The organism is Pantoea sp. 9140 (genome assembly GCF_000745295.1).
Lineage (GTDB): Bacteria > Pseudomonadota > Gammaproteobacteria > Enterobacterales > Enterobacteriaceae > Pantoea > Pantoea vagans.
Genome location: NZ_JQNO01000001.1, coordinates 3,878,910 through 3,892,388, shown reverse-complemented (window position 1 = coordinate 3,892,388; position 13,479 = coordinate 3,878,910). Strand labels below are relative to the sequence as shown.

The window sequence follows — 13,479 nt, the reverse complement described above, 5'->3', positions numbered from 1 at the left end:
AAAAACACAGGCGGTCGCTTTGACCGCCTGAGAATAGACTATTTTAGAGCGGGATGGCTCCCGCGCTGGATCGCTTACGCTTTCTTCTTGTCGCGGCTATGCAGACCACGTTTTTCCAGGCCGCGATAAATCAGCTGCTGCTGGAGAATGGTTACCAGGTTGCTGACGATGTAGTACAGCACCAGACCTGACGGGAACCACAGGAAGAACACGGTGAAGATCACCGGCATGTAAGTCATGATCTTCTGCTGCATCGGATCGGTCACGGTGGTCGGTGACATCTTCTGAATGAAGAACATGGTGATGCCCATCAGAATCGGCAGGATGTAGTACGGGTCCTGCGCTGACAGGTCATGGATCCACAGAATGAATGGCGCATGACGCAGTTCAACTGAGCCTGACAGCATATAGTAGAGCGCCAGGAAGATTGGCATCTGAATCACCAGCGGCAGACAGCCACCCAGCGGATTCACTTTCTCTGCTTTATACAGCGCCATCATTTCCTGGCTCTGCTTCTGCTTGTCATCACCCAGACGCTCACGCATCGCCTGAATCTTCGGCTGCAGCATGCGCATCTTAGCCATCGAGGTGTACTGCGCTTTGGTCAGCGGGTACATGATGCCGCGCACGATGAAGGTGATCACGATAATGGAGAAGCCCCAGTTACCGATGAAGCTGTGGATAAATTTCAACAGCTTGAACAGCGGCTGAGAGATAAACCACAACCAGCCGTAATCCACGGTCAGATCAAGGTGCGGCGCAATCGCGGCCATCTTGTCCTGAATTTCCGGGCCGACCCACAGCGTTGCACCCAGATTCTGCTGAGCGCCTGCAGCGATGGTGACCGGTGCAGATTTATAGCCAATCGCTGCCACGCCGTTACCCAGGTTGCTGGTGTAAAGGGTGTTGGTGCCTTCAGTACGCGGAACCCATGCAGTCGCAAAGTACTGCTGCAGCATCGCCACCCAGCCATTGCTGGTGGTTGCGTTCAGGTTCTCGTTGTCCGCGATGGTGTCGAATTTATACTTCTCATATTTCGACTCGCTGGTGGAGTAGGCCGCGCCACGGAAGGTGTGCAGAGCAAAGTTGTTGCTGCCGGTATCGCGATGCTTAGGCAGATCAATCGTCTGCTTCAGCTGGCCAAACAGTGACACTTCCAGCGGCTGCTGAGTGGTGTTGTTGACATGATAATCGACATTAACGGCATATTCGCCACGCTTGAAGATGAAGGTTTTGGTGTAAACCACGCCATTTTCAGCGGTATAGGTCATCGGCACACGCAGTTCGGACTGCCCATCAGCCATCTCGAAGTGATCCTGCGCAGTGGTGAACAGCGGACGCGCGCCGTTGTTCGGGTTATCCGGACCATTACGACCGGTTAAACCACTCTGAGCCTGATAAAGGAACGCTGGCGTTGTTTCAAGCAGCTGGAACGGCTGGTCTGAACCCAGTTTGTCCGGGAAAGTCAGCAGCTGTGCCTGTTCAACATCACCGCCGCGGGTGTTGATATTCAATGACAGGACATCAGTCTTAACGGTGATCGTCTGGCCCTGACCGCTGGCCGGTACACCCTGACTGGCGGTATCACCCGCTACGCTGTTGGTGCCCTGTGTGGTCTGCGTCTGCTGTGGCTGCGGAGCGTGGTCCGTCTGCCAGGCTTGCCAGATCATAAAGGTCACGAACAGAAAAGCGATGAGAAAGAGATTGCGTTGCGAATCCATCGTTAATGTTCTCTGGTATCAAAGGTTTTTGGCGGCACAGGATCGTCACCACCCGGGTTCAAAGGGTGGCATTTTAATACGCGTTTTAATGTCAACCAACTGCCTTTTATCAGGCCGAACCTGCGTAACGCCTCAATTCCGTAATGAGAGCAGGTCGGGTGAAACCGACAGTGTGGTCCCAGTAATGGACTGATACCGCGTTGATAGACGCGTATCAGGACGATCAGGAGCCGCGCGCCAGGCGACAGTGACGACGCCATAATTTCTCCAACGCTTCCGCCAGCATACGGTTATCCAGATCGGCAACCCCCTTCTTCGCGACCACCACGAAGTCCATCGACGGCAGTTCATGTTGACGCAGACGAAAGCTTTCGCGGGTCAATCGCTTGATCCGGTTGCGTTCATGAGCGCGTTTCACATGTTTTTTAGCGACGGTGAGACCGATGCGGGGATACCCCAGCGCGTTAAGGCGGCCGAGAATAGTAATTTGCGGCGTGCCAGCCCGTTGTGGCTGCTGGAAGACGAAAGTGAAATGAGTGGGAGTTAACAAACGTAACTCCCTGGGAAATGCGAGCTTACCCATCAGGGCTTGCTTTATTACTTAGAAACGGTCAGACGAGAACGGCCTTTAGCACGACGACGTGCCAGAACCTGACGACCATTTTTTGTTGCCATACGAGCACGGAAACCGTGTGAACGGTTGCGCTTCAGTACGGACGGTTGAAAAGTGCGTTTCATGGCGGTTTCTACCTAAACTTGAAAATTTTCACTGGATGACGCGTTTCGGGCCAGTAAATCGACCTACGCCTCAATGTGTCTTTAATAAAGAGGCGGGATTGTAATAATTGTACAGTCCCGAGTCAATTTACTTCGCGTGTTGTCGTGCCTGAAAACCCGCATACAGCCCGCTGAGACCCGACGTTGCGCCTTACAGCATAATGTCGGGTGAAGGATTATACGGGCTCCGTTCCAAAGCGCAAGGATCGTACGGGATCTTATTGCGATCGGCTTGCCGGATCCTGGGGATAAAATGAGATGTCGCCCGAAAATTTAGCGCATTGCGCCAGATCCCTGCTGGTTTTTCCCGCAACTGGCGTAAACTTCTTTGCGCGTCTCCGGCCTGTGGATAAAAAGGATCAAAACTGTGTAGAAAGGGAAGATCTCTGTCTCGCTTTGCGCTATGATCCGCCCTTCCGCTGACGATCCTCCGGTGATTGCAGGACGGGAAACCGCTGATAGCGGTCGCAGGCGCTTTCTTAGCGTCTGTGTCAAAAATGAACGTTTCTTAGAGTAACGCCTACTATTCTTTTCGAATTTGTACGAGTGGAGTCCGCCGTGTCACTTACGCTTTGGCAACAGTGTCTTGCCCGTTTGCAGGATGAGCTTCCTGCCACCGAATTCAGCATGTGGATCCGTCCACTGCAGGCTGAGTTAAACGACAATACGCTTGCCTTGTATGCTCCAAATCGCTTCGTACTCGACTGGGTCCGGGACAAATACCTTAACAGTATCAATGCACTGCTGAATGAATTCTGTGGTCCGAACGTGCCTGCGCTGCGTTTTGAAGTGGGTACGCGCCCGGTTCAGCAGCCAGCGGCAGCGGTCAGCCAGCCGGTGATGGCCAGCGTCAGCGCGCCCGTCATGCCCGTGCAGAGTCACATCCGTCCGGCCCCAACGCAGATCCTGCGTCCCAGCTGGGATAATGTCCCGGCACCAGCCGACGTCACCTATCGCTCGAATGTGAATAACCGTCATAACTTCGATAACTTTGTCGAGGGTAAATCCAACCAGCTGGCGCGCGCGGCGGCACGTCAGGTGGCGGATAATCCAGGCGGCGCTTACAACCCGCTGTTTCTGTATGGCGGCACCGGTCTCGGTAAAACGCACCTGCTGCACGCCGTAGGCAACGGCATCATTGCCCGTAAACCCAATGCAAAAGTGGTTTACATGCACTCCGAGCGCTTTGTGCAGGATATGGTTAAAGCGCTGCAGAACAACGCGATTGAAGAGTTCAAACGCTATTACCGTTCTGTCGATGCGCTGCTGATCGATGACATTCAGTTCTTTGCGAATAAAGAGCGGTCGCAGGAAGAGTTCTTCCACACCTTTAATGCCTTATTAGAAGGCAATCAGCAGATCATCCTCACCTCGGATCGCTATCCAAAAGAGATCAATGGGGTGGAGGATCGTCTTAAGTCACGTTTCGGCTGGGGTTTAACGGTGGCGATCGAGCCGCCTGAGCTGGAAACGCGCGTGGCGATCCTGATGAAAAAAGCAGATGAGAACGACATTCGTCTGCCGGGTGAAGTCGCCTTCTTTATTGCCAAGCGTTTACGCTCTAACGTGCGTGAACTGGAAGGCGCGCTGAATCGCGTGATCGCCAATGCCAACTTTACCGGCCGGGCGATCACCATCGACTTCGTGCGCGAAGCGCTGCGCGATCTGCTGGCGCTGCAGGAAAAGCTGGTCACCATCGATAATATTCAGAAGACCGTGGCTGAGTACTACAAGATTAAGGTGGCGGATCTGCTCTCCAAGCGCCGTTCGCGCTCGGTAGCGCGTCCGCGCCAGATGGCGATGGCGATGGCAAAAGAGTTGACGAACCACAGCCTGCCAGAAATTGGCGATGCTTTTGGGGGTCGCGACCACACAACGGTGCTTCATGCCTGCCGCAAGATTGAGCAGCTGCGTGAAGAGAGCCACGATATCAAAGAAGATTTCTCTAATCTCATCAGAACATTATCTTCCTGACGCTATGAAATTTATTGTTGAACGTGAGCAGCTGCTGAAGCCGCTGCAGCAAGTAAGTGGCCCGCTGGGCGGTCGTCCGACACTGCCGATCCTTGGAAACCTGCTGCTGCAGGTAACGGAAGGGTCGCTGTTACTGACCGGTACCGATCTTGAAATGGAGATGGTCGCGCGCGTAGCGCTGACGCAGGCGCATGAGCCTGGCTCCACCACCGTGCCAGCGCGCAAATTCCTCGATATCTGTCGCGGATTGCCCGATGGCGCAGAAATTACGCTGGCGCTGGAAGGCGATCGCATGCTGGTTCGCTCTGGCCGCAGCCGTTTTTCGCTGTCGACCCTGCCCGCCAGTGACTTCCCGAATCTGGACGACTGGCAGAGTGAAGTTGAATTCACCCTGCCGCAGGCAACGCTGAAACGGTTGATCGAAGCAACTCAGTTCTCGATGGCGCATCAGGATGTGCGTTACTACCTCAACGGCATGATGTTTGAAACCGAAGGGGAAGAGCTGCGCACCGTGGCCACTGATGGTCACCGTCTGGCCGTTTGCTCTATGCCGATTGGTCAGGCGCTGCCGAGTCATTCGGTAATTGTGCCACGTAAAGGCGTGATTGAGCTGCTGCGTCTGCTTGATGGCGGCGAGAATCCGCTGCAGGTTCAGATTGGCGGCAGCAACATCCGGGCGCATGTCGGTGACTATATCTTCACCTCTAAGCTGGTTGATGGTCGTTTCCCCGATTATCGCCGCGTATTGCCGAAGAATCCCGACAAAGCGCTGGAAGCCGGCTGCGATCTGCTCAAACAGGCGTTTGCCCGTGCGGCGATCCTCTCGAATGAGAAGTTCCGCGGCGTTCGCCTCTATATCACTGAAAATCAGCTGAAGATCACCGCTAATAACCCTGAACAGGAAGAAGCGGAAGAGATGCTGGACGTCAGCTACAACGGCACCGAGCTGGAGATTGGCTTCAACGTCAGTTATGTGCTGGATGTGCTGAACGCGCTGAAGTGCGAAAACGTCCGCCTGCTGCTGACGGATTCGGTGTCGAGCGTGCAGATTGAAGATGTAGCAAGTCCCGCAGCGGCCTACGTCGTGATGCCCATGCGCTTGTAGGTGTTACATATCGGCCTGGTGACGGCGATATCGGGCAAACCTGCTTCGCCGTCAACGCACTGGATTGTGTTATAAGGCAAACCCATTTCATCCCGACTATTGCCCTTCACGCTGGATTGATTCATGGCTTTAACCCGCCTTCTTATCAAAGATTTTCGTAATATCGAGCAGGCTGACCTGCAGCTGGCACCCGGCTTTAATTTCCTGGTGGGCGTCAACGGCAGCGGGAAAACCAGCGTTTTAGAGGCGATCCATACGCTGGGGCATGGCCGCTCGTTTCGCAGCCTGCAGGCGGGCCGCGTAATCCGTCATGACGAGGCGGCGTTTGTGCTGCATGGACGTCTGGAAAGCAAAGAGCGGGAAATCTCCGTCGGGCTGACCAAAAACCGGGCCGGTGACAGCAAAGTGCGCATTGATGGCAGCGATGGACACAAGGTCGCGGAGCTGGCGCAGCTGCTGCCGATGCAGTTAATTACGCCGGAAGGCTTTAGTTTGTTGAATGGCGGCCCCAAATACCGCAGAGCCTATGTGGACTGGGGCTGTTTCCATAACACGCCCGGCTTCTTTAACGCCTGGAACAATATGCGCCGCCTGCTTAAGCAGCGAAATGCGGCGCTGCGCCAGGTTTCACGTTACAGCCAGATTCGTCCCTGGGATCAGGAGCTGGTTCCGCTGGCGGAACAGATCAGCCAGTGGCGGGCGGAATACAGTGCGGCGATTTCAGCGGAGATCACTGCCACCTGCGCCCAGTTTCTGCCGGAGTTTGAGCTGCGCTTTTCCTTCCAGCGTGGCTGGGACAAAGAGAGCGACTACGCCGAACTGCTGGAACGTAATTTTGAGCGCGATCGCGCACTGACCTATACCGCCAGCGGCCCCCATAAAGCCGATTTTCGTATTCGCGCTGAAGGGACGCCGGTCGAAGATTTACTCTCACGCGGGCAGTTGAAACTGCTGATGTGTGCATTGCGTCTGGCACAGGGCGAGTTCCTGACAAGCCAGAGCGGACGCCGCTGTATTTACCTCATTGATGACTTTGCTTCTGAGCTGGATGAAAGCCGTCGGCGCCTGCTGGCGGACCGGTTAAAAGCCACTCAGGCTCAGGTGTTTGTCAGCGCCATTTCTGCCGGACATGTAATCGACATGACCGACGAAAAGGGCAAGATGTTCCGCGTGGAACAGGGTAAAATAGCGGTTCAACCTGAAGATTAAAATGAGCGAGAAACGTTGATGTCGAATTCTTATGACTCCTCAAGTATTAAAGTCCTGAAAGGACTTGATGCGGTACGCAAACGCCCGGGCATGTATATCGGCGATACCGATGACGGTACCGGTCTGCATCACATGGTATTCGAGGTCGTGGATAACGCAATCGACGAAGCGCTCGCTGGTCACTGTAGTGACATCGTAGTCACTATCCATGCGGATAACTCCGTCTCGGTGCAGGATGATGGACGCGGTATTCCAACCGGTATTCACGAAGAAGAGGGCGTTTCCGCCGCTGAAGTGATCATGACCGTGCTGCATGCGGGCGGTAAGTTCGACGATAACTCCTATAAAGTCTCCGGCGGCCTGCACGGCGTGGGCGTCTCTGTCGTTAACGCCCTGTCGCAGAAGCTGGAGCTGACCATTCGTCGCGAAGGCAAAGTCCATCAGCAGATTTACGTCCACGGCGTACCTGAGGCACCGCTGGCGGTCACTGGTGATACCGACATCACCGGTACCCGCGTGCGTTTCTGGCCAAGCTATGAAACCTTTACCAACGTGCGCGATTTCGAGTATGAGATTCTGGCAAAACGCCTGCGCGAACTGTCGTTCCTGAACTCGGGCGTGTCGATTCGCCTGGAAGACAAGCGTGATGGCAAAACCGACCACTTCCATTACGAAGGCGGTATCAAGGCGTTTGTTGAGTACCTCAACAAAAACAAAACTCCGATTCACCCTACCGTGTTCTATTTCTCTACCGAGAAAGATGGCATTGGCGTGGAAGTGGCGCTGCAGTGGAACGACGGCTTCCAGGAAAATATTTACTGCTTTACCAACAACATCCCGCAGCGCGATGGCGGTACGCACCTTGCCGGTTTCCGTGCGGCGATGACGCGTACCCTGAATGCCTACATGGATAAAGAGGGTTACAGCAAGAAAGCCAAAGTCAGCGCCACCGGCGATGATGCGCGTGAAGGCCTGATCGCCGTGGTTTCGGTAAAAGTGCCGGATCCAAAATTCTCCTCACAGACCAAAGACAAACTGGTCTCGTCAGAGGTGAAATCGGCGGTTGAGCAGCAGATGAATGAACTGCTGGCAGAATACCTGCTGGAAAACCCGTCAGACGCCAAAATCGTCGTGGGCAAAATTATCGATGCCGCACGTGCCCGTGAAGCAGCACGCCGCGCCCGTGAAATGACCCGCCGTAAAGGCGCGCTGGATCTGGCTGGTCTGCCAGGTAAGCTGGCGGATTGTCAGGAGCGTGACCCGGCGCTCTCTGAAATCTACCTGGTGGAGGGTGACTCCGCAGGCGGCTCGGCCAAACAGGGTCGTAACCGTAAAAACCAGGCGATTCTGCCACTGAAAGGTAAGATCCTTAACGTTGAGAAAGCGCGTTTCGACAAAATGCTTGCCTCGCAGGAAGTGGCCACGCTGATCACCGCACTGGGTTGCGGTATTGGTCGCGATGAGTACAACCCGGACAAGCTGCGCTATCACAGCATCATCATCATGACCGATGCCGATGTCGATGGTTCACACATCCGAACCCTGCTGCTGACCTTCTTCTATCGTCAGATGCCTGAAATCATTGAGCGCGGCCACGTCTATATCGCCCAGCCGCCGCTCTACAAAGTGAAGAAAGGCAAGCAGGAGCAGTACATCAAAGATGACGAGGCGATGGACCAATACCAGATCGCTATCGCCCTTGATGGTGCAACGCTGCACACCAATGCCAGCGCGCCTGCGCTGGGCGGTGAGCCGCTGGAGACGCTGGTCTCTGACTTCAACAGCACCCAGAAGATGATCAAGCGTATGGAACGCCGTTATCCGATGGCCATGCTGCGTGCGATGATTTATCACGACACGCTGAGCGACCTGAGCAACGAAGCAGAGGTCACTACCTGGCTGAACGGCCTGGTGAGCTATCTGACGGAGCGTGAAGCGCACGGCAGTACTTATCTGGCACAGGTGCGTGAAAACCGCGAACTGAACCTGTTCGAGCCGGTGCTGCGCGTCCGTACCCACGGTGTGGATACCGACTATCCGCTGGAAGCTGAGTTTGTTCAGGGACCTGAGTACCGCAAAATCTGTGCTCTGGGTGGCAAACTGCGTGGTCTGCTGGAAGAAGATGCTTACATTGAACGTGGTGAGCGTCGTCAGCCGGTGGCAAGCTTCGAACAGGCGATTGAGTGGCTGGTGAAAGAGTCGCGTCGTGGCCTGTCGGTCCAGCGCTATAAAGGTCTGGGCGAGATGAACCCGGATCAGCTGTGGGAAACCACCATGGATCCAGACAGCCGTCGTATGCTGCGCGTCACTATTAAAGATGCGATCGGTGCTGACCAGCTGTTCACGACCCTGATGGGCGATGCGGTCGAGCCGCGCCGCGCCTTCATCGAAGAGAATGCGCTGAAAGCGGCCAATATCGATATTTAACAGATAGCGGACATAACAGGCCATCACTCAGGTGATGGCCTTTTTTTGTGCCGTATGGGCGAAAACCCGGCGAGGCGGGTCCTGCTGCCCGCATGCTGCGACCCCGATCACGTTTTAACCCGGTCAGCTCCCTTACTCTTGCCTCTCTTTGCGCTATTCCGGCGCACTCATTTTTACAGGGAGTTACACCATGATTGTTTGCGATCGTCACGACTGGGACAGAGAACGTCACGCCTTTCATCCGGTCATCGATCAGGCGATAAGCTGGATTGCGGAAACCGATTTCAGCCAGCTGGACACCGGCAAATATGAGATTTTGCCTGACAACAAAATGTTCTGTCTGGTGCAGGAGATGATGACCGAACCCGCCAGCGCGCGTCGTGCAGAGTCCCACTTTAACTACATCGATATTCAGTATCTGCTGGCAGGCACCGAGAATATTGGTGTGGCCCGCGCCCATCCCGATCAGCACATCACCGAAGATTTCGCCCAGGAGCGTGACGTCGTTTTTTATCAGAAGATATTAAATGAGTCAGTGATTACGCTGCTGCCCGACATGTTCGCGCTGTTTTTCCCGCACGATATTCATCGCCCCTGCTGCGCGCCAGGCGAACCCGCAACTATCCGAAAAGCCGTGATTAAAATCCACCGCGATCTCTTTACCGCCTGACCCTGGCGGTTTCCTGGCCATTCCCGCCTGCCAGGAAACTAGTCAATGTGCGCTGAATCGCGCTAGCATTGAACAAAACCCAGACGCTACGAGGACTCTATGGCTATTAAATTGATCGCTATCGACATGGATGGCACCCTGCTCAATCCGCAACATGAGATCACGCCGGGGGTGAAATCCGCCCTGGATCGTGCCCGTAAGCAGGGCGTGTCGATTGTGCTGACCACGGGTCGGCCGTTTGTAGGTATCCAGCGCTATCTGATGGAGCTGGATATGCAGGCGCCCGGCCAGTACGCGATCAGCAACAACGGTGCGCTGGTTCATCAGGCGGCAGATGGTGAGTGTGTGGCAGAAGTGACGCTGACCTTTGACGATTACCTCTACATTGAGAATCTGGCACGTGAGCTTGGCGTCCATTTCCAGGCGTTCGACAAATCTCATCTCTACACGCCGAACAAAGACATCAGTGAATACACCATCCATGAAGCGAGCCTGACCGGCATTCCGGTGCGCTATCGCGCGGTGGAAGAGATGGATCGCGCTATGCGCTTCCCGAAACTGATGATGATCGATCGGCCCGCCCTGCTCGACGCGGCGATTGCCCGCCTGCCCGAGCATGCTCAGCAGACTTACACCATCCTGAAAAGTGCGCCGTATTACCTCGAAATCCTCGATCGCCGGGTGAACAAAGGCCAGGGCGTCAGAATGCTGGCGGAGAAGCTCGGCCTGAAGCAGGAAGAAGTGATGGCGATTGGCGATCAGGAGAATGACCTGGCGATGATTGAATATGCTGGCACGGGTGTCGCCATGGGTAATGCCATTGATTCTGTTAAGAAAATCGCGCAGTTTATCACTAAAACCAATATGGAAGATGGCGTTGCCCATGCCATTGAAGAATTAGTGCTGTAACGGCCCTGTTCTCTGCCGAGCCGCAGCGGCCCGGCTCCCTTACCCCGCCAAAAAAGCTGCACCGCAAAACGGAATCGCGTAATTTGTCGGACAACGCTTTCTCCGTGGGTTTCATCATGTCAGAAAAACAGATCACCTTTGCTACCCGTCAGCATCAGCTCACCAATATCAATGTCTGGACAGCCGACAGCCAGTGGCTGGCGTTTGACGTCCGTCCATCGGGTGCGTCCTTTACCAGCCAGACCATTGAGCGGGTCAATGTGATGACCGGTGACGTTGAGGTGCTCTATCAGGCCCGGGACGGAGCGCATGTCGGCGTCGTGACGGTCAGCCCCGATCTGCCCCCGCGCTACGTCTGCATTCATGGCCCGGAACATCCCGATGCCAGCTGGCAGTATGACTTCCACCACCGGCGCGGTGTGATTGTTGAGAACGGCGCGGCAGTGAATCTGGATGCCTGCGATATTACACCGCCCTTTACCCCTGGCGCGCTACGCGGCGGCTCGCATGTGCATGTCTTCAGCCCCGACGGTTCACGCCTGAGCTTTACCTACAATGACCATGTCATGCATGAGCTGGATAGCCGTCTCGATCTGCGCAACGTCGGTATCGCGGTGCCGCTGCACGCGGTGACGCCGGTTAAACAGCATCCGCGCGAGTATGACGGCAGCTATTTCTGCCTGCTGGTGAGCCAGACCCGCGCGGAACCGCAGCCAGGCAGTGACCAGATTAATCGTGCTTATGAGGAGTGCTGGGTCGGTGAGCGTGGCTATCAGAAACCGGACGGCAGCTGGCAGCGCTGGGCCATCGCTTTTATTGGCGACACGCTGACGGCGCAGGGCGAGAAACGGCCTGAAATTTTTATTGTTGATCTGCCGGACGCGCTGGAGGATTACGCCCGCGCCGGAGAGAGGCCGCTGGAGGGCAGCAGCCAGCAGTTACCTGCGCCACCGGCTGGTGTGCAGCAGCGTCGCCTGACGCACAGCCGTGGCGTGGCGCTGCAACCGCGCCACTGGCTGCGTGCAGCACCGGATGGCAGCCAGATAGCGTTTCTGATGGCGGACGCCGGCGCGGTGATCCAGCTCTGGACGGTGTCGCCCAACGGCGGCGAACCGCGTCAGATCACCCAACTCAGCCACAGCATTCAGTCCGCTTTTAGCTGGCATCCTGACGGCCAGTCAATTGCCTTTATCTGCGATAACAGCGTGATGCGATGTGAGGTTGAGAGCGGCACGTGTCAGCGTCTGACACGCAGAACGGAAGAAGCACCGTCAGGTGACGCGGTAGTCTGGTCACCGGACGGGTCACAAATTGCTTATATGCGGGAGATTAATGGCTGGCGGCAACTCTTTACGGTTGCGGCTGTGACCGCATAGGCGGCATCGGCTGCGCCTGCGCCAGGCTTTCCTGCGTATGCGCCAGCTTTTCGCTCTGCAGGATGCGTTCACGTGGTGAGTCGAGAGACTTATCTTTGTCGCTGCGGTAGTAGTCCCACGGCAGCAGCAGCGTATCCAGCACGGCAGAGAAAGGAAGATCGATTAACGCCAGCGGCTTCAGCGCCCAGCTGGTATCACCATCCGTCAGCATGTCAGCGCTGGCACGGGTGCCGGGATAGTAACCCTGACTCGCGCCGGTGTGAGACATCACGCTGGAACAGCCGGTTGTCGCCATTGCGCAGCACACCATTCCAGCCAGAGGTAAGGTCTTCATCAATTTCATCATCATCATCCCTTCAGTCATGGCATAAGCCTGGCTGAGTTGGCTTGCCAGACAACGTCAACACTCTGGGGCGAAGTCCGTCCGGGTCTGGCAAAAGTAGTCCTGAGTGTATGTCATTTCCTCAATATGGCGAAAAAAATTGCATTTCGCCCTCTTGAAAATTCTCCTGTGACACCCATTTTTAGTTTACGGACACACGCACCGTTGCCGCAAGGGACAGTGAGGTGCCGTATCCAGCCTGTCCAATAGTGGAAGGTTGCCAAAACTTGCTGAATTTCAGGAGTCTTAATATGCGTAATTTTGATCTCACCCCGCTTTATCGCTCTGCCATCGGTTTTGATCGCCTGTTTAACCTGCTCGAATCGAATCAGAATCAGAGCAATGGCGGCTATCCTCCCTATAACGTTGAACTGGTCGATGAAAATCACTATCGCATTACGATTGCGGTGGCCGGTTTTGCTCAGAGCGAACTGGATATCACGGCGCACGATAACGTGCTGATCGTGCGGGGTGCCCATCCTGAAGAGCAGACCGAGCGTAAATACCTGTATCAGGGTATCGCCGAGCGCAACTTCGAGCGTAAATTCCAGCTCGCCGACCACATTGTGGTACGCGATGCCCGCCTTGAAAATGGTCTGCTGAGCATCGATCTTGAACGACTGGTGCCGGAAGAGGCGAAACCACGCCGTATTGAGATTCTGAAGTAATTTCTGACAAACGCCGCGTTAGCGGCGTCAGACTGCTGACAAAGCCAAAGCTGGGTGAACCTGGCAGCAACGCATTCGCTAAAAGCGCAGGGAATAAGGTCAGAGGAGGAAAGCGTCCCGCGCCAGGGATGGCGTGGGCCGAGCGTGCCAGGGATGGCGGTTTTTGCGACTTTCCGATCTGACTTTGTTCCCTTCGCTGGCTGGATCTTACAGCGAGCCAGGGCAGACTTTTTCAACAATCTCAACGCCGCGCATGCGGCG

At 55.4% G+C, this 13,479-nt stretch carries 13 protein-coding genes; 8 read left to right on the top strand and 5 right to left on the bottom strand.

Going from position 1 to position 13,479, the window contains the following annotated elements:
• Positions 1-74 precede the first annotated feature (74 nt).
• The 4 genes from yidC to rpmH are packed head-to-tail and all read right to left on the bottom strand — an operon-like array spanning position 75 to position 2,459.
• Entirely contained in the window at positions 75-1,721 is a 1,647-nt protein-coding gene (gene yidC / locus FA92_RS18070) for a membrane protein insertase YidC (protein WP_013359606.1), read from the bottom strand.
• Positions 1,722-1,723: 2 nt separating this feature from the next.
• Entirely contained in the window at positions 1,724-1,981 is a 258-nt protein-coding gene (gene yidD, locus FA92_RS22825; protein ID WP_008926397.1) for a membrane protein insertion efficiency factor YidD, read from the bottom strand.
• Entirely contained in the window at positions 1,945-2,304 is a 360-nt protein-coding gene (gene rnpA / locus FA92_RS18065; RefSeq protein WP_013023999.1) for a ribonuclease P protein component, read from the bottom strand. The genes yidD and rnpA overlap by 37 nt, the downstream gene beginning before the upstream one ends.
• Before the next feature lie 14 nt (positions 2,305-2,318).
• Positions 2,319-2,459 (bottom strand): 50S ribosomal protein L34, encoded by a 141-nt coding sequence (gene rpmH / locus FA92_RS22820; RefSeq protein ID WP_003849659.1) that lies wholly within the window; start codon positions 2,457-2,459, stop codon positions 2,319-2,321.
• 597 nt (positions 2,460-3,056) lie between these two features.
• On the opposite strand from rpmH, the gene dnaA reads away from it, so the two are divergent.
• The 7 genes from dnaA (at position 3,057) to FA92_RS18030 (ending at position 12,168) form a co-directional block, all read left to right on the top strand.
• A complete protein-coding gene (dnaA, locus tag FA92_RS18060) occupies positions 3,057-4,472 on the top strand; it encodes a chromosomal replication initiator protein DnaA (protein ID WP_013359605.1) in 1,416 nt (471 codons plus the stop codon).
• Positions 4,473-4,476: 4 nt separating this feature from the next.
• Positions 4,477-5,577, top strand: coding sequence for a DNA polymerase III subunit beta (gene dnaN, locus FA92_RS18055; RefSeq protein ID WP_033734661.1), 1,101 nt, complete (start codon positions 4,477-4,479; stop codon positions 5,575-5,577).
• Between the two features lie 123 nt (positions 5,578-5,700).
• Positions 5,701-6,786, top strand: coding sequence for a DNA replication/repair protein RecF (recF, locus tag FA92_RS18050; protein WP_013359603.1), 1,086 nt, complete (start codon positions 5,701-5,703; stop codon positions 6,784-6,786).
• Positions 6,787-6,804: 18 nt separating this feature from the next.
• Positions 6,805-9,213 carry a DNA topoisomerase (ATP-hydrolyzing) subunit B gene (gyrB, locus tag FA92_RS18045; RefSeq protein ID WP_013359602.1) on the top strand — a complete coding sequence of 803 codons (2,409 nt, stop codon included), beginning with the start codon at positions 6,805-6,807 and terminating at the stop codon, positions 9,211-9,213.
• Positions 9,214-9,403: 190 nt separating this feature from the next.
• Complete coding sequence (locus FA92_RS18040; RefSeq protein WP_013359601.1) at positions 9,404-9,883, top strand: YhcH/YjgK/YiaL family protein; 480 nt, start codon at positions 9,404-9,406, stop codon at positions 9,881-9,883.
• A 99-nt stretch (positions 9,884-9,982) separates the two neighbouring features.
• Positions 9,983-10,792 carry a sugar-phosphatase gene (gene yidA, locus FA92_RS18035; RefSeq protein WP_033784374.1) on the top strand — a complete coding sequence of 270 codons (810 nt, stop codon included), beginning with the start codon at positions 9,983-9,985 and terminating at the stop codon, positions 10,790-10,792.
• 116 nt (positions 10,793-10,908) lie between these two features.
• Entirely contained in the window at positions 10,909-12,168 is a 1,260-nt protein-coding gene (locus FA92_RS18030) for a DUF3748 domain-containing protein (RefSeq protein WP_033784373.1), read from the top strand.
• Here the strand turns inward: FA92_RS18030 and FA92_RS18025 are convergent.
• Positions 12,143-12,511, bottom strand: a complete 369-nt coding sequence (locus FA92_RS18025; protein ID WP_234366565.1) for a YceK/YidQ family lipoprotein — start codon at positions 12,509-12,511, stop codon at positions 12,143-12,145. The genes FA92_RS18030 and FA92_RS18025 overlap by 26 nt on opposite strands.
• Before the next feature lie 290 nt (positions 12,512-12,801).
• Here FA92_RS18025 and ibpA point away from each other — a divergent pair, with 290 nt between their 5' ends.
• Complete coding sequence (gene ibpA, locus FA92_RS18020) at positions 12,802-13,218, top strand: small heat shock chaperone IbpA (RefSeq protein WP_010258920.1); 417 nt, start codon at positions 12,802-12,804, stop codon at positions 13,216-13,218.
• Positions 13,219-13,479 lie beyond the last annotated feature (261 nt).